The sequence below is a fragment of the Paenibacillus xylanexedens genome (genome assembly GCF_007676705.1).
GTDB lineage: Bacteria > Bacillota > Bacilli > Paenibacillales > Paenibacillaceae > Paenibacillus > Paenibacillus xylanexedens_C.
In genome coordinates this window covers 1-20,613 of sequence record NZ_VEBF01000001.1, presented here as the reverse complement: position 1 = coordinate 20,613, position 20,613 = coordinate 1, and the positions used below count along the sequence as shown (strand labels likewise).

Here is a 20,613-nt window from a genome sequence, read left to right as displayed (position 1 = left end):
GATGCACATTCAGATGCAAAACATTCATAAGGCATTTGGCACCAATCAGGTGCTGAGCGGAGTGGATTTTGAACTAAAAGATGGTGAGGTTCATGCCTTGATGGGGGAGAATGGAGCCGGAAAATCCACATTGATGAACATTCTGATTGGTCTCCATCAGCGAGATCAGGGAACCATCACCATAGACGGTGAAGAAAACTATTTTGTAAGTCCGAAGGAAGCAGAGAAGCTGGGTATCACATTTATACATCAGGAGCTGAACGTATGGCCTGAAATGACGGTGCTGGATAATCTATTCATCGGTAAAGAACTGACGTCATCCTTCGGATTGCTCAACACGAGACAAATGAAAGCGCTCGCCAAAGAACAGTTCGCGAAGCTTTCCGTAGACATTCCGCTCGAAAGTCCTGCTGGAGAGTGTTCCGTCGGGCAGCAACAGATGATCGAAATCGCAAAAGCACTCATGACGGATGCCAAGGTCATCATTATGGACGAACCAACGGCAGCTCTCACGGAGCGTGAGATACAGAAGCTGTTTGGTGTAATTACTTCGCTAAAGAAAAACGGAGTATCCATTGTGTATATTTCTCACCGCATGGAGGAGATATTCACGATCTGTGACCGGATTACCATTATGCGAGATGGCAGAACGGTAGACACCCAGCCCATTCCACAGACAAGCTTTGATGAAGTGGTGCGAAAAATGGTAGGTCGTGAACTTACGGAGCGTTATCCCGTTCGGAAACCTTCTTATGGTGATGTCGTTCTGGAAGTAAGGAATGCAAGCAGCAAAGGGTTATTCGAGAATATCAACTTCACTGTAAGAGCAGGGGAAATACTCGGTTTCTCAGGACTTATGGGTTCTGGACGGACAGAGATTATGAGAACAATCTTCGGTTTGGATACGTTGGATAGCGGTGAAATCTTCATTCGTGGCAAAAAGGCGAACATCCGTAAACCAGCCGATGCCGTGAAACATGGTATTGGGTTTATCACAGAAGACCGCAAGGATGAGGGCCTGGTATTAGATTTCTCGATTCGCGAGAATATGGCGTTGACGAATCTGTTCAGTTTCTCAAGCAAAGGCTTCATATCTGCTCCAAAAGAACAAGAATTCGTAGATACACTGATCAAACGTCTACAGATCAAAACACAATCCTCAGAAACGGCAGCAAGGAATCTGTCCGGAGGCAACCAGCAGAAGGTGGTTATCGCCAAATGGGTTGGGATCGGTCCAAGTGTACTAATTCTGGATGAACCTACTCGAGGAGTGGATGTCGGCGCGAAGCGAGAAATCTATGAATTGATGAATGAGCTGACAGACCGAGGTGTCGCCATCATCATGGTATCGTCAGAGCTGCCTGAAGTGCTTGGCATGAGTGACCGAATTGCGGTCGTACATGAGGGGCACATCAGTGGTGAGGTTTCGAGGGAAGAAGCAACACAAGAGAACATTATGACATTGGCCACAGGGGGACAGTGATATGACAACAATGCAGGAAAACAAAACGGCTAAAAGCAGCTTCCGTTTCTCAAATGTGATACAAAAATTAGGACCGCTACTCGGCTTGATCATTCTTATTCTCATCGTATCGGTGTTGAATCCAAGTTTCTTGGAACCGCTTAATATTTTGAATTTATTACGGCAAGTTTCGATTAATGCACTGATTGCCTTCGGTATGACGTTTGTTATCCTGACGGGCGGAATCGATCTGTCGGTCGGCTCGATCCTGGCTTTATCCAGTGCTTTTGTAGCGAATATGATGTTGTCCGGCCTGGATCCAATCTTGTCCATCATTATCGGTGTAGCACTCGGTGGTGTCATGGGTATGGTGAACGGACTGATGATTACCAAAGGCAAAATGGCTCCGTTTATCGCTACACTCGCTACCATGACCATATTCAGGGGATTAACATTGGTGTACACGAATGGTAATCCAATTACAGGACTCGGCGATAATCTGTTGTTCCAACTGTTTGGCCGCGGTTACCTGCTGGGCATTCCGGTCCCTGCGATCACCATGCTGATTACCTTTATGATACTGTGGATTATTTTGCATAAAACGGCTTTTGGCCGCAAAACGTACGCTATTGGCGGTAATGAGAAAGCTTCCATTATCTCGGGTATCAAAGTAAATCGCGTGAAAATTATGATTTACTCCCTGACAGGTATGCTCGCTGCTCTGGCGGGTGCAATTCTGACATCGCGTTTGAACTCAGCACAACCAACAGCAGGCACATCCTATGAGCTGGATGCCATCGCAGCCGTTGTATTGGGTGGCACAAGCCTCGCTGGAGGACGCGGACGTATCGTCGGTACACTGATCGGTGTTCTGATTATCGGCGTATTGAATAACGGATTGAACTTGCTCGAAGTAAACTCCTTTTACCAAATGGTTGTGAAAGGCGTCGTAATTGCTATTGCTGTCCTGTTGGACCGCAAGAAAACAGCATAAGGAGAGAAGCGAATATGAAAAAGTGGACTTTAACACTCGTAAGCATGCTGATGATCATTGTTCTGGCTGGATGCTCTCTGGAGCCACCCGAATGGGCGAAACCTGACCCTTCCAAAAGTAACGGACAGAAGAAAATAGGTTTGTCGATATCAACACTTAATAATCCATTCTTCGTATCATTGAAGGACGGGGTAGTTGCTGAAGCTAAAAAACAAGGAGTACAGGTCATCGTGGTTGATGCCCAGAACGATTCTGCCAAACAAACGAATGATGTGGATGATCTCATTCAACAGGGAGTTAGTGCACTTCTGATTAACCCTGCAGACTCCGCAGCGATCTCTACAGCGGTTCAATCCGCCAACAGTGTGGGCATTCCCGTAATCACGCTGGATCGCTCCGCAGATAAAGGCGAAGTAGCGGCATTAGTGGCGTCTGATAATGTTAAGGGAGGACGTATGGCAGCAGAATACTTCGTGGAACAACTGGGTGAAGGAGCAAAAGTTATTGAACTTGAGGGTGTGCCTGGTGCTTCCGCAACAAGAGAGCGGGGTAAAGGCTTCCATGAAGTGGCTGACCAGAAACTCGATGTGGTTTCCAAACAGTCTGCTGATTTCGATCGGTCCAAAGGATTGAATGTCATGGAGAACCTGCTTCAGGGTAATCCTGACGTACAGGCTGTATTTGCTCATAATGACGAGATGGCACTTGGTGCGATTGAAGCGATCCAAAGCTCGGGTAAAGACATTCCGGTCATCGGATTTGACGGCAATGACGATGCAATCAAATCCATTCAGGATGGAAAGTTGACGGCTACGGTCGCTCAGCAGCCCGTACTGATTGGCGAATTGGCATTGCAAGCTGCTCTGGATGTGCTCAGTGGTAAGCAGGTGGAGCCATCGATCCCCGCTGAATTGAAACTGGTAACCAAGGAAAATGTTAACGAGTAAATCATCTTATAGCATGTTTCTCACCTCGTGGAGATGAGCATAGGACTAAACCAAGCCGCTAAATTAGCGGCTTTTTTACATTTGTTTTGGATTGCTCAATTATAGAGTCTTTGGATATTTATAACCAATCCATCCGTTGATATACTAGCATGACGTTCTACACAGTCTTCACAATACATAAGGAGGAGCTAATCTCAATTATCCATTCCTGTGCGGAATAGAAAGAAGGCAGATGACATGAAGCATCTAGTTGAAGAAAATCTCCAATCGATAAGACAGCAAATAGCCTTGGCCTGCCAGGCTTCGGGGCGTGACATAACGGACATTACATTGTTGCTCGCCACCAAAACGGTTCCGTTAGAGAAATTACAAATCGCTATTCAAGCAGGTGAGGTCCTATTCGGAGAGAACAAAGCTCAAGAACTCCGAGACAAATTCCCGCTCATGGAACAAAGCAAACAAGTGGAATGGCATTTTATCGGACATCTGCAAACGAATAAAGTAAAGGACGTTGTTAAATATGTTACTCTCATCCATTCCGTAGATCGTCTGAAACTGGGTCAGGCATTACATAACCAGCTTCTCAAAGAGAATAAGACCCTAGACATTCTTGTGCAAATTAACACGTCCTACGAAGAAAGTAAATTTGGCGCCTCTCCAGAAACTGCCGTTGAGCTTGTAGAACAGTTAACTCAATTCGAAACGTTGAACGTGAAAGGCTTAATGACCATTGGAAAACTGAATGCGACAAACGAAGAAACACGGCATTGCTTTCGTTTGTTAAACCGTATTCGCACTCAAATTAAAGAGAAAAACATCCCGCGTGTAGAAATGGATATTCTATCGATGGGCATGTCCGGTGACTTTCAGGTCGCTATTGAAGAAGGAGCTACATTGATACGTGTAGGGACAAGTGTATTTGGCCCACGCTATTTACCGGACGAATATTACTGGAATGAAAACACACGCATCGATGATTAAGTGAGAGGTAGTGTTAAATATGAAGACAGCATCCCCTTCGTTACGTGGTCGCGATCTGATCTCACCGGTTATCGCCGCTTTAATATCCGTAATTGTTAATTACGGAGGTACATTTATTCTTGTGTTTCAAGCTGCAAAAGTGGCTGGTTTAAGCCCGGAAATGACTGCTTCCTGGATTTGGTCCATCTCGATTGGGGTAGGAGTAACGGGGATCTGGCTCAGTTATCGATACAAGGAACCGATTATTACAGCCTGGTCTACACCGGGTGTGGCGTTTCTTGTTTCAGCATTAGCGGTAACCCCTTATCCAGAAGCTATTGGTGCTTACATGATTTCGGCAGTTGGTTTTATTATTTTGGGTTGGTCGGGCATGTTTGAACGTTTCGTTCGACTGATTCCCCCAGGCATCGCCTCCGGATTGTTAGCAGGTATTTTGCTACAGTTTGGAATATCGGCCTTTGGAGGGGCGAAGGTTGATCCTTTGCTTGTTACTGTGCTGTTTGCAGCCTACATCGTGCTAAGAAGATTTACTTCCCGTTATGCCATTGTTGGTATATTGGCAATCGGTTTGATTTATTTGATTTGCATGGGGAAAACAGACTTCAGTACGATCCAATTGGCGGTCGCATCGCCTGTATTTGTTGTTCCAGCATTTTCTTTAAAGGCTTTACTTGGCGTTGCGCTCCCGCTGTTCATTATTACCTTGACAGGGCAGTATATGCCCGGAATGCTTGTTTTGCGTAATGATGGATTCAAGACAAGTGCCAATCCCATTTTGGCCGTAACAGGTTTGGGATCACTTCTTGCAGCTCCATTCGGATCACATGCTTTTAATGTGGCAGCTATTACAGCAGCGATTTGTACAGGAAAAGATGCACATGAAGATTCAACGAAACGGTATATAGCAGGTATTGCTTGTGGAATTTTTTATATTTTTGTCGGCATTTTTGGCGTAACATTGGCTGCTCTGTTTTTGATTCTTCCTGCTACCTTTATTGCAACATTAGCGGGATTGGCCTTACTTGGAACCATTGGTGGCAGTCTTGCCAATGCATTAACGGACCCTAAAGGACGTGAAACCGCATTGATAACATTTCTAGCGACCGCAGCCAATGTGACCTTGCTTGGTGTCGGTGGTGCATTTTGGGGACTTTTTGCAGGAATGATGGCACATCTACTGATGAATAGCAAATTTCCAAAAAGACAATTTGGATCGAATTGATAACTGTTATGTTGAGAGGAAGATGTTCATGAAACATTTGGAGAAGCAAGATAAAGTCGTGGCAAATACTATCCAGCAAGAGCTTGGTAGACAGCGGGATACGATAGAATTGATTGCATCAGAGAATTTTGTAAGTCAAGCTGTGATGGAAGCAACCGGCTCAGTATTGACCAATAAATATGCGGAGGGGTATCCGGGCAGAAGATATTATGGCGGTTGTGAGCATGTAGATACAATCGAGGAGATAGCGAATCGCCGCCTTAAAGCACTTTTTGGAGCTGAACATGCGAATGTGCAGCCTCACTCCGGTTCTCAGGCCAACATGGCTGTGTATTTTGCCTCGGTTGAGATTGGTGACACAATACTTGGCATGAATCTATCCCAAGGTGGTCATCTAACACACGGAAGTCTTGTTAATTTTTCTGGGAGATTTTATAATTTTGTTCCATATGGTGTTGATGCACAAACAGGCCGCATTGACTTTGACGAAGTACGTAAACTGGCTTATAAGTATCGTCCACGCATGATTGTTGCAGGTGGAAGTGCATACCCGCGGACCATTGAGTTTGAATTATTCGCCCAAATTGCCGCCGAAGTGGGAGCCCTTTTCTTTGTAGATATGGCGCATATAGCCGGAATAGTTGCAGCAGGTTTGCATCCTAATCCGGTACCGCATGCCCATTTTGTTTCAACCACCACGCACAAGACTTTGCGAGGACCACGAGGGGGAGCCATTTTGTGCCGGGAGTCGTGGGCACAGGCGATCGACAAAGCTGTATTCCCGGGAACTCAGGGCGGGCCTTTCATGCATGTCATAGCAGGGAAGGCGGTGGCGTTAGGTGAGGCATTGCAATCCGATTTCACAACATATATTGAAGGTGTTCTGAATAACGCCAACGTATTGGCAGAAACTTTAATGAATGAAGGACTCACCCTTGTATCGGGTGGGACAGATAATCATATCGTGTTGGTTGACTTACGAACTATGGGCCTTACAGGCAAAGAAGCCGAAGCTTTACTTGATGAGGTGGGGATTACAGCGAATAAAAATGCAATCCCTCACGATACGGTAAGTCCTTTGGTCACGAGCGGTATTCGTTTTGGAACTCCGGCTATGACGTCAAGAGGACTTGGAGCCAGGGAAATGAAAGAAATTGCTCAGCTTATAGGGCTTGCTTTTAAAAATCCAAAGAACTCGGATGTAAAAAAACAGATATTAGGCAGTGTCCGCGAAATTACTTCGCAATTCCCGCTTTATGAAGGTTTTAAATAGTTCAACAGCAGACACATATAGAGCCTGCAATTGTTCCTGATGGATAACAATTGCAGGCTCTTATTTTGCTTGCTATGTTGAAACTTACTTTTATGAACAGAAGAGTTATACCGTAAGTTAGTAGGCTATACCTACACGTGACTGCACATACTCCCCACACGTTATTTGCTGATAAGCAAACTCCGCAGTATCCATGACGGATATAGAAGTTCCGCCATCAGGCAAGTAGTCGCGCTCAACTCGGTACTTACCGAGCGATTCTCCGTCATACAAGTAGGTAGGGCACACAATGGTCCATTCTAGCTCAGAATGCTTGAGAATGTTGTACACCTCGAGATGCTCCATTGCTGCTCGCGTTGACTTACGTTTGGATTCGGAGGATTGAAAACGAAGCAACCCAGGCTCAGTTCGACTTTCCAATATTCCAGCCGTACCAATCGTAATAATTCTTTTAATGCGCTCCTGAGCCATAGCTTCAACAATCAGTCTCATGGATTGCGATAATGTAGTCGTTCCATCGGTGCCCAAGGCACTAACAACGAGATCAGCCCCATGCATGGCGAGATGAATATCTTCTTTGACTAAAGCATTCCCTTGATGCAGAATGAAATTTTTATCACTAATTTGTACCTTCTCCGGGCTTCTAACCAGTGCGGTTACTTGATGATTGGAACGTAATGCATGAGAGACGAGATGACTTCCAACTCTCCCAGTGGCACCTAACACGGAAATTTTCAAAATACAATACTTCCTTTCAGACCGGATTGGCAAAAATGTCCTTCATTATAATAGAGTCTGTGCAAGGCGATGTATACCTTCCTCAATTCTATCCTCATCCACTTTCGCAAAACCTAATATCCATCCTTTACGATTACTTTCCAGGCAATATTTACTAAGCGGGTATACGCGTACGCCTTGATCAAGGGCAGCATTGGTCATCACTTCTTCGTCAAACGACGTTTCAGATTCAAGAAGCATATGCAATCCCGTTTCCACACCACTTAATGTAAATCGTGAGCCTAGCCCAGAAGCAACAATGGCTTTGGTCATGACTTCGTGTCTGCGTCGATATATGTTCCGAACTCTTCTCATATGGCGCATAAAATGACCACGCTCAATAAAATGAGTTAGCGTTAATTGTTCCATAATCGGCAGATGACGATAGGTTAATTCATGAACTTGGGTAAGGCGATCGATGGCTATTTTGGGGCCGATGATAGCGGATAGTCGAATGCCTGGTGCAACCATTTTGGAAAAACTCATCATATAAAGCGTATTTTGAGGTTGCTGACTAAATATAGTTGGAAGTGGATCTCCACGGTACCTAAATTCGCTATCGTAGTCATCCTCAACAATCCAATATCGATGATGAGCTGCCAAGTGCATCAATTGTTGCCTGCGTGGCTCCGACATAATAACACCAACGGCGCATTGATGAGAAGGTGTGACAAATACGAGTTTTGTCTGTGGGTGAATATGATCTACACATAATCCATACTCATCGACTGGAACGGGATCGACTTGCATCCGGCGGTATTTCATCGCCATCCAAGCGGCAGGGAAGCCGGGATCTTCTACGGATACTCTGTCTCCCTCACTTAAAAGTGCCTGGGCAATTAAATCAATGCTATGTTGTGCACCTGAGGTTAACAAGATTTGATCAACATCGATATGAATGCCTCGTTCAAGTGACAAATAACGCTGAATCTGTTCTCTTAACGCCAGTAACCCTCTGGCATCGCCGTAAGCCCAAATATCCAGATTGGGTTCAGTGGAAGCTTGTATAAACGATTGCCTCCAGGATTTCGTGAAATTTTCATCTAGATAAGGCTCGTGGGGAGTAAAATCAATGTCTACTTTTCGGTTATCTCTATTGCCGAACCAACTGTGCAGATGACCAATCGAATCGTTTAGTATAGGCAGCTCGGGAGGGGTAGGTCCCTGGATCGCGACATCCTCCGATGAACGAGGCGCATATGTCCAATCACTAACCCTTGTCCCGGCCCGACGGGAGGTTACCGTATACCCTCTGCTGAATAGTTCCTCGTAGACAATTTGTATGGTTGATCGTGAAACGCCAATTAATTGCGCGAGTTCCCGTGATGGAAGTAGCAATTCGCCCGGCGGCCATTTTCCGGTTGTAATATGTTGAATAGCTTGGTCAAGAAGTTGCTGCCAGATCGGGCGATGGTCATTGCGATTGACTTTTAGCATGGATTCAACTCCTGTGGTGATGCTGAGATTATGGATTGCATGTTCTTATGTAGTTATGGATGCTTCTGGCACTCCACTGAATACTATCATGGCAGAAGTTGAATTGGCAACAAAGCGAAGTAAAGACTGGATTGATATTTCCCGTGTAACGCACCTGCTTGGGTTGGTTCATACTCGGTTCATATTGAAGCAACAGATAGTTCATCTTCTTCGGTTACACTACGGGAGTACTAACACAGAGATTCCTAATCCATAGACTAGACAGGAGAAGATGAGATTGACAGGAAAGAAACGAACGTCTATCGCCGCCATAACCTTGGTGTTTGCAATGATGTCGCCAATGTCGGCCATGGCCACACCCGCTACCAGTAACGGTAGTAGCCCTACGTATGATCTAACTAAAAAGGCAGTAAGTGCAAAGGCCAAGGTACTCACTGAATCATACGCTACGACAAGTGTGCAGTACGCACTGATGGATGAGGGCGAGATTGTGATCACCGGTCAGGCAGGCAAAAATGATCTGAAAAACAACATCCCGCTTTCTTCAGATACCATGTATGGCATAGGTTCAACCAGCAAAATGGTGCTCGCAACTGCCGTAATGAAGCTAGTTGACCAAGGCGAGATCGATCTCGATGAGCCTGTAGTGAGCTATATCCCGGATTTTAAGATGAAAGATAAGCGTTACCAACAGATCACACCACGCATGCTGCTGAATCATTCATCCGGGCTTCTTGGAACGTCGAGTAATAGTGCAATACTGTTCGGGGACAATGATACCTACGCACATGATACGTTACTTGAACAATTGGCGACGCAACATCTGAAGGCAGATCCTGGTGCATACTCGGTGTATAGCAATGATGGTTTTACCTTAGCTGAGATTCTGGTTGAGCGGGTCAGCGGCATGAGTTTTACCACTTTCATACACCGGTACATAACGGAACCTCTTGGTATGGACCATACCAAAACACCGCAGGACGATGTGAATCTTAGCCAGATGGCAGCAACATATTCCCCGTCGCATGCGGAGCAGCTTCCCTTAGAGACTACAAACATGATAGCTTCCGGTGGCCTCTATTCCACCGCTGAAGACCTGGTTCAATTCTCGAAAATCTTCACAGGTGAGGTTGAAAGTGTTCTTTCACAGGAATCTGTAGAGGCTATGGAGCAAGAAGAATACAAGAGAGGTATGTGGCCGGAAGATGGCGATTCGTCCGTTGGCTATGGCTTGGGCTGGGATAGCGTAAACTTGTTTCCTTTTAATGATTATGGCATCCAGGCAGTAAGCAAAGGCGGCAATACGATAACCTATCATTCCTCATTGATTGTGCTTCCTGAATATAATATGGCTGCTGCCGTAACTTCTTCGGGAGGTCACAGCTCAACGGATCAATTGCTGGCAACCGAACTGTTGCTTGGTGCGCTCGAGGAGAAGAATATCATTCCGGAGCGTAAGCCGGAGAAGTCACATGGCTCGCCAGTAAAAGTAACCATGCCGAAGGAACTTACACAGCATACAGGTACGTATGGCGGTGGTGCTAACATGTTAATGAAGATGGACGTAAAAGATGATGGGCACTTAACGCTATCTAATCTGTCGTCTCCTAACAGTCCTGATCAGACATACACGTATGTCGCTGATGATTCTTTTGTTAATAACACAGGTACGGAAAAGTTGAAATTCGTTCAGGAAGTCAATGGAAACACATATTTGTGGTCTCGCTCGTATCAGTCCGTGCCGGGTCTTGGGCAGATCGCTTCCTCGGAATACAAGGCAGAAAAACTTGAAACTAACGAATTGGCTGAAGATGTGAAAGCCGCATGGCAGAAGCGGGAAGGCAAAGCCTATGTGTTGGTCAACGAAAAGTTCACATCAACATTGTATAACACAGCTATGCCGATGATTCCGATTCATAGCTTCAACGAACTGCCGGGTTATGTCTACACGAATAAAATCATTGGAGCGAACCAAGCCTTGAATCAATTACAAATTCCTGGATTGGCGGGCCGTGACACGATGGAGTTCAATTTCTATCAGGAAAATGGTGTAGAATACGTTACAGCTGGAGGCAATGTCTATGCTGCTCAGGAAATTGTAAAACCGATCTATACAGGAAGACAGTCGAAGACAACGATTCAAGCGAATGGTCATGCCACATGGTTCTCGATTCCGGCATCCGTTGCAGGTAAAGAAATGACGGTCAAGATGTCTTCAAACAGCGCATTTGCTGTATACGACGAAGCGGGCGTAGGCATGAATCATACAGTGGTCAGTGGACAAAACGAAATTGTATTGCCTGAGAACGGAACCATTGTGTTTGCGGGTGAAGCTGGTTCGGAGTTTGAGATTGTATTGACAAGTAAAGCGAATTAATAGAAAATAAAAAAACTGTACTTCAAAAAGTCGCGGAAAACGCGGCTTTTTTGATTTCTTAAATTTTAAAAGTAACGTTTTAAAGTAAATGTACCTTTTTTCTGATTTACGATGTAATATTGGGTTTCGTAAAGCTCACCTTAAGGGTAAGTATAAGAGGGCATTTACTGGTAGGGAAAAATTTTGCGGAGGAAAATGTTGCAAGTGGAAAGGCAGAGCATTGATTGTTAAAATACAGTAAATAATAACAATCAAATGTGCAAAAGATCGATTAAAAGCAGGGCAGTAATACCTATACCAAAGAAAATTATGAATTATTCGGACAACACCGAGACGGGGAGGACACATGAAAACAACGAAGATCTCATTTTTTATACTTTCACTGATGCTGCTCCTGGTGAGCGGTCTATCAGGATGGGCAGGGAACGCTGCTGCAGCGTCCGATTCCGGTAAAACCTATGTTATCGGAACTGATGTCACATTTGCTCCATTCGAATATGAAGATGAGAATGGCGATTTTGTTGGTATCGACATGGATTTACTGGATGCAATCGCCAAAGATCAAAATTTCAAGTATCAAATCAAAGCCCTGGGATTTAACGCAGCTGTACAGGCACTTGAGGCGAATCAAGTCGATGGTGTGATCGCAGGGATGAGTATTACGGATGAGCGAAAAGCAAAATTTGATTTTTCTGATACTTATTTTGAATCAGGTGTCGTTATGGGTGTTAGTGCCAACAATGACACAATTAAGAGTTATGAAGACCTTCGTGGACAGAAGGTAGCCGTGAAAACCGGAACAGAAGGGTTTAGTTTTGCAGAGTCCATCGCTTCAGAGTATGGATTTACGATCGTTCCGTTTGATGAGTCATACCAAATGTATGAAGATGTAAAAACCGGTAATTCCGTAGCCTGTTTTGAAGATTATCCTGTACTGGCCTATGGGGTTAATCAGAACAACGGTTTGAAAATTGTTACCGACAAAGAAGATGGCGCTCCTTACGGTTTTGCAGTAAGCAAGGGGAAAAACCAAGAGCTTCTGGAGATGTTTAATACAGGTCTCGCCAATATCAAAGCTAACGGTGAGTATAAGCGCATTACCGAGACATATCTTGGTGAGAACGCTCCGACTGTTGCTAATCAAGGTCGCTGGGAGTTAATCCAGAAATCTCTTCCTGCCCTGTTTAAAGGTCTGGGAAACACACTTTTATACACGATTGTGTCCCTGTTCTTCGCGTTTATCATCGGTCTGATTTTCGGATTTATGAAGGTAGGACAGAACAAATTCCTTCGTGGTGTTGCCACCGTATTTGTGGATATCTTCCGCGGCATTCCGTTGATTGTCCTGGCATTCTTTATTTATTTCGGGATACCACAGGCTATGGGCTTCACGATGCCATTGTTCCTGGCAGCCATTCTGACACTTAGTCTGAATGCAGGAGCGTACGTAACCGAGATTATCCGAGGCGGGATTCAATCGATTGATCGTGGACAGATGGAAGCTGCCCGTTCATTGGGTCTTCCTTATCGCAAAGCGATGATCAAGATCGTCATTCCGCAGGCGGTACGGGTTATGATTCCTTCTTTCATTAACCAGATGGTTATTACATTGAAGGATACGTCAATCTTATCCGTCATTGGTCTCGTAGAGTTGACACAATCGGGTAAAATCGTAATTGCAAGAACGTTCTCCTCTTTTGACATTTGGTTAACGGTTGCGATTATGTACCTGATTGTTATCATCACATTGACCAAAATTGCTGATTATCTGGAGGTGAAGGTTCGTCGTGGCTAAAATAAAAGTTGAAGGTTTGAAAAAAAGTTTCGGCACGAATCAGGTCCTGAAGGGAATTGATGTGGCGGTCAACGAAGGAGAAGTCGTCTGTGTCATCGGACCTTCCGGTTCAGGGAAAAGTACTTTCTTGCGCTGCATCAACCAATTAGATGCCATCACGGCAGGCCGAGTGATTGTGGATGATCAGGATCTGAATGACCCTAAAACCAATTTGAACAAAGCTCGTGAAAATATTGGCATGGTATTTCAACATTTTAACTTGTTCCCTCATTTCAGTGTACTTAAAAACATCATGTTTGCACCGAGAGAACTTGGGATATTAAATGCACAGCAGGCGCGTGATACAGCACTCCAATTACTTGACCGTGTGGGTCTGTCTGACAAAGCAGACAGCTATCCAACGCAACTGTCAGGTGGACAAAAACAACGTGTAGCTATTGCTCGTGCACTTGCTATGAATCCGGATGTCATGTTATTTGATGAACCGACTTCAGCGCTGGACCCTGAAATGGTAGGAGAAGTTCTTGGTGTTATGAAGGACCTCGCGAGCGAAGGCATGACGATGATGATCGTTACCCATGAGATGGGTTTTGCCCGTGAGGTAGCTGATCGCGTGATCTTCATGGATGGTGGTTATATTGTCGAGCAGGGTACTCCTGCAGAGATATTTGGGAATCCGAAGAATGAGCGGACGATCAGCTTTTTAGAAAAAGTACTCTAGCACTGATATACAGGTATAACATTGAAAGTCGCTATTAAAGCGGCTTTTTTTGTTTTATGGTTTACTCCTTATTTTGAAATGCGAACAGAAATTTTAATCGTATATTGCTCATAACCTCTCACTGAAAGATCATCTAGCAAAACATCCTCATAAAAATATCCAATAAGGTTTAAACCCTCACGTTCACTGTGTTGTAGCATTCGATCATAGGTTGTCTCTACACTGGAATACCCATCCGTATGATAGGCAATTAAGTAAGTACCGTTCTCCTTTTTGAAATTGGCATGCGTTGAATCGCTACTGATTCGGGTATACAGATAATCGTAATTAAATGCTTCATTGGCTAATACCGCTTTGGTATCTCGCATCCAGCCTACCGTATGAGATGTATCCAGATGATGACTCTCTAAATATTTGTCATGCTTAAGCATTGATTCATAGAAGCTCTCGTCATTGGTGTAAGGGTCGGCCGCGGTAATAACCAGGGCTTCCGCCGACATGTCTTCCAACCCAATGAAGGCTGGATTGATTTTCAACGCAGAAGCAGTGATTTCTTTTTTCTCTGAGATTAGTTTTTTCATTTTAATCAGTTTATTAATTTTCACTTCGAGCAGAGCCTCTTCATCCTCAAGCAAAGTGATTAGTTTCTCTGGGGATCTTTGATCCAGATAATCCTTGATTTCCTTCAAAGGCATATCCAATTCTTTTAGAATGGTGATTACTTTAAAGACATCCATCTGATTCATTGAGTAGTATCTGTATCCATTATCAGCTTTGATCTCAGGAGAAAGAATACCCAAACGATCATAGTGAAACAGAGTGTCTTTGCTGATACCCATCAATTTAGCAAATTGTCCTGACGACAGATGTGTTAGAGAATAATTCATAAAACCCTCCTTGAGTATGGTGTTACACCATACTTTATTGTAACGAAGTACCTTGAGTTTAACAACCGAAGAGGAACGATCATAGCTAACTGGCTCTGAATAGTGGATTGTTGTTCTAATTGCTCAATCTCTCTAAGTGGCGTAAGATCATATTCAATATGTGAAATGAATACAAGTATTCAACGGGAATCGTTCAGGAGAAAAAGAGAGGTCAGTACTCCATGGAAAACGTGTCATATGAAGAACAATTACAATCCATCCAAGCCTTTGAATCAACAATCCGCAAATCAGAAAATGCCTTAGCGAATATGACTCAGAAAGGTAATAACACGACTCTAGTGCAGAAACGCCTCAAAGCTTTATACATCGGCTTAGCCATGTTGGAATTTGTCTGGAACCGAAAATCTCATCCGTACACCGAAGAAGATATAGCAGGGGCTCGCCTCGTTTTGATTGGATTGTTCCCATCTCTTGAGAGCATGTATGCTAAATCCAAAGAAGGTAGCCCTCAAAAGACTCTTCTGGAAAGAAGAATTAAAGCATTTCATCTGGCTGTTCAAGCCATGGATGATATGGAAAATTAATTAATCATTACTGCATTCTGCCTACTTTGACGGGAACACTGGGTAAATGACCATGGATACACATACGTCTATCGAATGGAGAATGATCATGGGAGAAAAAACGAATGATGCTGGATTGCCCGGCGAACAAAGTAATCACGCCATGAATGCGTTGGTATATGATACCTACGGAACGCCAGAAGTCCTTCGATTAGAAAAAGTCGCCATCCCTGTGCCCAAGGATCATGAAGTATTAATTGAGGTCCATGCAACCTCGGTAAACTCCTGGGATTGGGATCTCCTTCGCGGTAAACCATTCGTAACCCGCATCGGCGCGGTCCGGAAGCCTCGTTATCGAATTCTTGGGGCAGATGTAGCGGGTCGGGTAATTGCCGTTGGAGCTGCTGCCACACGATTCAAACCAGGAGACGAGGTGTTCGGAGATCTTTCCGGTTGCAACTGGGGCGGATTCGCTGAATATGTATGTGCTACGGAAAGTGCCTTGACATCAAAACCTGCGGGTATCAACTATGCGCAGGCAGCAGCCATCCCTCAGGCAGCCGTTCTGGCACTGCAAGGCCTGCGTGATCGGGGAGATCTGCAAAAGGGGCAACGTGTTCTGATTAATGGCGCCGGTGGCGGAGTCGGAACATTTGCCATCCAATATGCCAAATTGCTTGGGGCAGAAGTGACTGGCGTTGATAGCGCTGACAAGCTGAGTATGTTAATCGCTGTTGGAGCTGACCATGTGTTGGATTATAGGAAAGTGGATTTTACTGCAAGGGGAGTACAATACGACCTGATTCTGGATGTCATCGGTAAGCATTCGGCTTTTGCTTTGAAGCGTGCATTAGTCAGCGGAGGCATATATGTGATGGTCGGAGGTCCAATGCGGCGCATTATTCTCAATTTGCTGTGGGCACCGATTATTGCGCGGCTTGAGCATAAGCAAATAAAACTTCTCGTTCATAAACCGAATCATGAGGATCAAGAGGTATGGAAAGAACTTGTTGAATCAGGTCAAGTCTTACCAATTGTTGATCGGGAGTACTTATTAAGTGAAGGAGCTCAGGCCATTCAAGATCTTGGAGAAGGTCGTGTGAAAGGAAAAGTCATCGTTTCCATCAAAAAAGGGACGTTTAAATGATAGAAAGATATCTTTTGTAACCGATCTTAACGATAAAACTGAAATGAAAAAGAGATCTGTCTAATTAATGACAGATCTCTCTTTTTCTTTTTAAGCCTAGGTAAACCGATAGAGGCGTACACCATGTGCCGGTACAGTAGTAACTAAGGAGTTCTCTGTGAAACCAGCTGCTTCTCCGCTCCATAATTCGGTACCTTCGGTAATACCCGAGAGGCTGATTTCCTCTATATTGAGATCCACGGGCAGAGGTTTCTCGCCTGTATTGAATACAGCGACGTAGGACGAGCCATCACCATGTTGAGCTGTCCATACGATAAGTTCTTCCTGACGTAAGGCTTCTCTGGCTCCATAGCTCTCACGATGCATTCGAAGAACCTCTCGGTTGGTTAACAGCGACAGTGTCCAATCATCGTTATCTCGAAGTTCACCACCGAAGATAAGCGGGGAACGGAAGATGCTCCACAGCGACATCATCGTCAATTGCTCGTCAGATGTGAACCGAGTCCAGCGGTCTGCACCACCTCCGTCTACAGAACGGATACCGATATGACCTAAAGGCAGCATATCACAGTCTGGCCAGCAGCCCGCTTGGGGAACACCTTGCCATGTCCGGCAGCGGTCGAACATATCCAATAACAGCGGCCAAAGATCCCAGAAGTCATCCGTAACACGCCACATATTCGCATGTTCAGCTAAGAATTCCGAGTATTCCACAGGAGCAGGCCCAGGAGATAGACTCAGGACCATAGGCCGACCGGAGCGGTCAATTGCTTTGGATATCATTTCGATCTCGGGCTGATGGGTGTCGTAGAGCCTGGAAGCCGCAATATCGTCTACCTTCACCAAGTCAACGCCCCATTGTGCATACAGTTCAAAGAGCGAATCATAATAGGCCTGTGCTCCTTCTTTCGAGCTATCGACACCATACATATCTGTGTTCCACGGACAGATGGAGTTCGGATGAGCAATATCGCGTGCAGTGGCGGTTGTGCCCAGGATCGGAGTCCCGGCATGTGCAGCTTGACGTGGAATACCGCGCATGATGTGAATGCCAAATTGCAGCCCAAGACTATGAACGTAGTCGGCTAATGGCTTAAATCCCTGTCCTTTCGCAGCAGAAGGAAAGCGGTTCTCGGCAGGCATAAGCCGTGAATATTCATCCATTATTAATGGAACGAACGGACGGTATTGAGAAGAATTGGCATAAGGCTCGTACCATTGAATATCAACCGTAATGTAACTCCAGCCGAAGTCTTTAAGATGTTCTGCCATGTACTCGGCGTTGCCACGAATTTCATCCTCTGTAACGGCCGCGCCATAGCAATCCCAGCTATTCCAGCCAAGCGGTGGAGTTGATGCTGCAAGCGTATGATTCATGGGAATACTCCTCTACTGATTAATTATTGCTCTCGCTAAATTCATCTTAATAAAGGATTTTATTAATATCTACAGTAATCTTACATGTGGAATAGCATAATATTGCGGTTAGTCAAAGAACAATTTACGATACACGAGGCTTTCGCCACCACTGCGGAATTCACCTGGCGTAAAGCCAGTTATGCTACGAAAGGCTTTGATAAAATAACTTCCACTGGAATACCCGACTTGTTCGGCAATGACTTCAATGCTAAGAGCAGTTCCACGCAGCAATTCCATTGCTTTCTCAGTGCGCACGCGGGTCAGATAAGCGCCCGGGGTCAGACCTGTACTGGAAGAGAAGCGACGTATGAAGTGATATTTGGAAAGGCACACATGTTCCGCAAGATGATCCATACTGATCATCTTAGAGTAGTTGTTTTCTATGTATTCAACGGCCCGTTGTATGTTACCCGACCAGTTTTCTCTGTTGCTCAGCGTTGTTTTCTGCAATCTAACCAGTTCTGTCATGAACTGATACACACTGGATGATGCAATTAGAGGATCGGTGATTCTGCCTGCCGCCGCATCGGTCACGATCATTCGCAACAACCGGATTGGTGTACTGTCAGCGGGGAGATAGGGGGTTTCTCCAACTTCGCGAAGGAATTTTCGCCAATGGGGCAGGACAAGTGTGGGCCGGAACAACAGGAAGAGAAACTCCCAAGGCTCTTTCGATTCTGAATGATAGTAATAGCGATGTGGACCTGGGATTTCGGCCAAAAAAGCTTGTCCTGCAGTGACATGGTGGATGTATTGATTTGACTCAAATACACCTTCACCTGAGATCGTATACTGGAACAACAGGAGAGGCCCATCCGTACGTTCGAGTCCATCCCAGAGATAAGAAGGGTCGGTTATAGAATCAGATCCGGCCGCAAATAGTGAACATAGTTGGAGCTCCTTGTCTTCAGCGAACCGAAAACCATAGGTTCCTCTGGGAATAGTCATATCCATTCTCCTTGTTGCCCTGAATTTTTACTGCGCTCCACGAAGGAAGAGGTCTACTAGTTTTTTTCCTAATGAAAGATTGGAACCATATTTGTGGTGGTTATCTTCCCGATTCCCCATGAGCATCATGGTGGAGAATGTTTCGGCCAAGAAATACGGATCATCCGTCTGCAGTCCATTTTGATCCATTGCCCGCTGGAAATGGGTGGCTAACACTTCGTGAATACCATGCTCCGCTGCACGTATGTCCTGAATCTGAGCGGGGTCAAGAAAAGGCTCAGCCTCTCTAAGCATAGTTTCAATCTCCGCATGCGGATTTCCCAATCTGGCTTCGGCCAAACATACAAGTCCTGATTCCAGATCTTCAGCTTGATCAAGCATATGCGAGGTTAAACGGCTGACATTCTGTAACATGGTTGTAAAAGCAACTTTGAATAGCTCGGGTTTGCTGGTGAAATGATAATAGATGGTCGGTTTTGATACGCTACAACTTTTTCCAATTTGCTGAAGTGTAACCGTTTCGTAGCCATATTCCATGAATAGCTTGGAAGCCGTTTGAATGATGGTTTGTTGAATAGAGATATCTTCTTCAGCATGTTTGGGTCTTCCAGGTAAACGTTTCGTTGATTTTTCTGTCATTGGACTTCCCTCCATGAATATTTTATGACAAATAACGATAGTAAGCAAAATCATCTTGTAATTATACTTACCGGTAAGTATAATTATTGAGAGTTGAAAAGAACTAAACATTATCCTCATGACAAGGTGGTTTTAGAGTTGAAAACAGCACAACGTACAAACAAATGGAAAAAGATAATCATGTGGACAATTTTGGCCATCGTTATCATCGTGGCCGGAGTTTTCGTATATCTTCAATCGGTCACGTATAGTCCGTCTGAGCGAGCGGAAGCAGCGTTTACAAGTGATGGTCAGGTTAATGTCACGGAGATTAAGGACGGTTACCGGTTTGAACCCGTGGGTACAGAGGTAACAAAGCCAAATATTATTTTCTATCCCGGCGGCCTAGTCGAACCTGAAAGCTATTCTCCATTTGCCAGAGAACTGGCAGAAGAGGGTCATCGCGTATACATCGCGAAGATGCCAATAAACTTGGCCATTTTCGGTCAGAATAAGGCTGATTCTTTTATCGAGGAACATCCTGATGAATCATTTGTTATTGGCGGACATTCACTGGGAGGATCATTTGCATCACGGTATGCTGCCGAGCACACGGAGAAGTTGAAAGGCGTCTTTTTCCTGGCATCCTATGCTGATGAAGGCGGTAGCTTGAAGAATACAGACTTGTCTATCTTACAGATTACAGGCTCGGATGACGGAGTGCTTAACAGGGAAGACTGGGAGAACTCCAAAGCAAATCTGCCGGAAGATACGACATATGTGAGTATTGAGGGTGGGAATCACGGTCAATTTGGCTCATACGGCATGCAAAAAGGAGATAATCAACCTGCCATTACGGAAGAAAAGCAGTTGGAAGAGGTTGTCGTAGCATTGGAGAAATGGATAGATACACTGAATTAATGTATTGGAACGATCTTATAATCGACTATGACGGTTATCATCGGAAATAAAGTCGCTAAAATGGTATTATCCCCTTTTAGTAGACAAGAGAAAAAAGACATCTGTTAAGATGGACTTAATCTTG

18 protein-coding genes are annotated in these 20,613 nt (G+C 44.8%); 12 read left to right on the top strand and 6 right to left on the bottom strand.

What is annotated here, in order from left to right; genetic code table 11:
* The first annotated feature begins 1 nt into the window (after position 1).
* From FS628_RS00090 to glyA, 6 genes are all read left to right on the top strand, one after another.
* Positions 2-1,483 carry a sugar ABC transporter ATP-binding protein gene (locus FS628_RS00090; protein ID WP_145317300.1) on the top strand — a complete coding sequence of 494 codons (1,482 nt, stop codon included), beginning with the start codon at positions 2-4 and terminating at the stop codon, positions 1,481-1,483.
* A gap of 10 nt (positions 1,484-1,493) precedes the next feature.
* Positions 1,494-2,456 (top strand): ABC transporter permease subunit, encoded by a 963-nt coding sequence (locus FS628_RS00085; protein ID WP_440131255.1) that lies wholly within the window; start codon positions 1,494-1,496, stop codon positions 2,454-2,456.
* Between the two features lie 14 nt (positions 2,457-2,470).
* Positions 2,471-3,403, top strand: a complete 933-nt coding sequence (gene rbsB, locus FS628_RS00080) for a ribose ABC transporter substrate-binding protein RbsB (protein ID WP_145317294.1) — start codon at positions 2,471-2,473, stop codon at positions 3,401-3,403.
* A 237-nt stretch (positions 3,404-3,640) separates the two neighbouring features.
* Positions 3,641-4,384, top strand: coding sequence for a YggS family pyridoxal phosphate-dependent enzyme (locus tag FS628_RS00075; RefSeq protein WP_145317291.1), 744 nt, complete (start codon positions 3,641-3,643; stop codon positions 4,382-4,384).
* A gap of 19 nt (positions 4,385-4,403) precedes the next feature.
* Positions 4,404-5,606: a benzoate/H(+) symporter BenE family transporter gene (locus FS628_RS00070; RefSeq protein ID WP_145317288.1), complete on the top strand. Its 1,203-nt coding sequence runs from the start codon at positions 4,404-4,406 to the stop codon at positions 5,604-5,606.
* Between the two features lie 28 nt (positions 5,607-5,634).
* A complete protein-coding gene (gene glyA, locus FS628_RS00065) occupies positions 5,635-6,879 on the top strand; it encodes a serine hydroxymethyltransferase (protein WP_145317284.1) in 1,245 nt (414 codons plus the stop codon).
* 117 nt (positions 6,880-6,996) lie between these two features.
* On the opposite strand, the gene FS628_RS00060 is transcribed toward glyA, so the two are convergent.
* Entirely contained in the window at positions 6,997-7,617 is a 621-nt protein-coding gene (locus FS628_RS00060; protein ID WP_145317281.1) for an NAD(P)-dependent oxidoreductase, read from the bottom strand.
* A 45-nt stretch (positions 7,618-7,662) separates the two neighbouring features.
* Complete coding sequence (gene pdxR / locus FS628_RS00055; protein WP_145317279.1) at positions 7,663-9,093, bottom strand: MocR-like pyridoxine biosynthesis transcription factor PdxR; 1,431 nt, start codon at positions 9,091-9,093, stop codon at positions 7,663-7,665.
* A gap of 271 nt (positions 9,094-9,364) precedes the next feature.
* On the opposite strand from pdxR, the gene FS628_RS00050 reads away from it, so the two are divergent.
* The 3 genes from FS628_RS00050 to FS628_RS00040 all read left to right on the top strand — a co-directional run bounded on the left by FS628_RS00050 (position 9,365) and on the right by FS628_RS00040 (position 13,986).
* The gene (locus FS628_RS00050) at positions 9,365-11,470 is read left to right on the top strand and encodes a serine hydrolase domain-containing protein (protein ID WP_186327677.1); all 2,106 of its coding nucleotides are present in this window, start codon (positions 9,365-9,367) and stop codon (positions 11,468-11,470) included.
* Between the two features lie 346 nt (positions 11,471-11,816).
* Positions 11,817-13,265 carry an amino acid ABC transporter substrate-binding protein/permease gene (locus tag FS628_RS00045; protein WP_145317273.1) on the top strand — a complete coding sequence of 483 codons (1,449 nt, stop codon included), beginning with the start codon at positions 11,817-11,819 and terminating at the stop codon, positions 13,263-13,265.
* Positions 13,258-13,986: an amino acid ABC transporter ATP-binding protein gene (locus FS628_RS00040; protein ID WP_145317270.1), complete on the top strand. Its 729-nt coding sequence runs from the start codon at positions 13,258-13,260 to the stop codon at positions 13,984-13,986. The genes FS628_RS00045 and FS628_RS00040 overlap by 8 nt, the downstream gene beginning before the upstream one ends.
* Before the next feature lie 68 nt (positions 13,987-14,054).
* On the opposite strand, the gene FS628_RS00035 is transcribed toward FS628_RS00040, so the two are convergent.
* A complete protein-coding gene (locus FS628_RS00035) occupies positions 14,055-14,873 on the bottom strand; it encodes a MerR family transcriptional regulator (RefSeq protein WP_145317267.1) in 819 nt (272 codons plus the stop codon).
* Positions 14,874-15,094: 221 nt separating this feature from the next.
* Here FS628_RS00035 and FS628_RS00030 point away from each other — a divergent pair, with 221 nt between their 5' ends.
* Both FS628_RS00030 and FS628_RS00025 read left to right on the top strand, forming a co-directional pair.
* The gene (locus FS628_RS00030; protein ID WP_145317264.1) at positions 15,095-15,457 is read left to right on the top strand and encodes a hypothetical protein; all 363 of its coding nucleotides are present in this window, start codon (positions 15,095-15,097) and stop codon (positions 15,455-15,457) included.
* Positions 15,458-15,545: 88 nt separating this feature from the next.
* A complete protein-coding gene (locus FS628_RS00025) occupies positions 15,546-16,583 on the top strand; it encodes an NAD(P)-dependent alcohol dehydrogenase (RefSeq protein WP_260870881.1) in 1,038 nt (345 codons plus the stop codon).
* Positions 16,584-16,679: 96 nt separating this feature from the next.
* Here FS628_RS00025 and FS628_RS00020 read toward each other — a convergent pair whose 3' ends face one another.
* The 3 genes from FS628_RS00020 to FS628_RS00010 form a co-directional block, all read right to left on the bottom strand.
* Positions 16,680-17,960: a glycoside hydrolase family 27 protein gene (locus tag FS628_RS00020; RefSeq protein WP_145317261.1), complete on the bottom strand. Its 1,281-nt coding sequence runs from the start codon at positions 17,958-17,960 to the stop codon at positions 16,680-16,682.
* A 108-nt stretch (positions 17,961-18,068) separates the two neighbouring features.
* Complete coding sequence (locus FS628_RS00015) at positions 18,069-18,950, bottom strand: AraC family transcriptional regulator (protein WP_145317258.1); 882 nt, start codon at positions 18,948-18,950, stop codon at positions 18,069-18,071.
* Between the two features lie 27 nt (positions 18,951-18,977).
* Positions 18,978-19,589 carry a TetR/AcrR family transcriptional regulator gene (locus FS628_RS00010; protein WP_145317255.1) on the bottom strand — a complete coding sequence of 204 codons (612 nt, stop codon included), beginning with the start codon at positions 19,587-19,589 and terminating at the stop codon, positions 18,978-18,980.
* Between the two features lie 138 nt (positions 19,590-19,727).
* Here FS628_RS00010 and FS628_RS00005 point away from each other — a divergent pair, with 138 nt between their 5' ends.
* Positions 19,728-20,489, top strand: coding sequence for an alpha/beta fold hydrolase (locus FS628_RS00005; RefSeq protein WP_145317252.1), 762 nt, complete (start codon positions 19,728-19,730; stop codon positions 20,487-20,489).
* Positions 20,490-20,613 lie beyond the last annotated feature (124 nt).

Excerpts from the sequence above, each read along its gene's own strand:
- FS628_RS00020 (WP_145317261.1), bottom strand. The coding sequence starts at position 17,960 with ATGAATCATACGCTTGCAGCATCAACTCCACCGCTTGGCTGGAATAGC.
- FS628_RS00090 (WP_145317300.1), top strand. The coding sequence starts at position 2 with ATGCACATTCAGATGCAAAACATTCATAAGGCATTTGGCACCAATCAG.
- FS628_RS00025 (WP_260870881.1), top strand. The coding sequence starts at position 15,546 with ATGGGAGAAAAAACGAATGATGCTGGATTGCCCGGCGAACAAAGTAAT.
- FS628_RS00030 (WP_145317264.1), top strand. The coding sequence starts at position 15,095 with ATGGAAAACGTGTCATATGAAGAACAATTACAATCCATCCAAGCCTTT.
- rbsB (WP_145317294.1), top strand. The coding sequence starts at position 2,471 with ATGAAAAAGTGGACTTTAACACTCGTAAGCATGCTGATGATCATTGTT.
- FS628_RS00050 (WP_186327677.1), top strand. The coding sequence starts at position 9,365 with ATGAGATTGACAGGAAAGAAACGAACGTCTATCGCCGCCATAACCTTG.
- FS628_RS00035 (WP_145317267.1), bottom strand. The coding sequence starts at position 14,873 with ATGAATTATTCTCTAACACATCTGTCGTCAGGACAATTTGCTAAATTG.
- FS628_RS00075 (WP_145317291.1), top strand. The coding sequence starts at position 3,641 with ATGAAGCATCTAGTTGAAGAAAATCTCCAATCGATAAGACAGCAAATA.
- FS628_RS00015 (WP_145317258.1), bottom strand. The coding sequence starts at position 18,950 with ATGACTATTCCCAGAGGAACCTATGGTTTTCGGTTCGCTGAAGACAAG.
- FS628_RS00010 (WP_145317255.1), bottom strand. The coding sequence starts at position 19,589 with ATGACAGAAAAATCAACGAAACGTTTACCTGGAAGACCCAAACATGCT.
- glyA (WP_145317284.1), top strand. The coding sequence starts at position 5,635 with ATGAAACATTTGGAGAAGCAAGATAAAGTCGTGGCAAATACTATCCAG.
- pdxR (WP_145317279.1), bottom strand. The coding sequence starts at position 9,093 with ATGCTAAAAGTCAATCGCAATGACCATCGCCCGATCTGGCAGCAACTT.
- FS628_RS00085 (WP_440131255.1), top strand. The coding sequence starts at position 1,494 with ATGCAGGAAAACAAAACGGCTAAAAGCAGCTTCCGTTTCTCAAATGTG.
- FS628_RS00070 (WP_145317288.1), top strand. The coding sequence starts at position 4,404 with ATGAAGACAGCATCCCCTTCGTTACGTGGTCGCGATCTGATCTCACCG.
- FS628_RS00045 (WP_145317273.1), top strand. The coding sequence starts at position 11,817 with ATGAAAACAACGAAGATCTCATTTTTTATACTTTCACTGATGCTGCTC.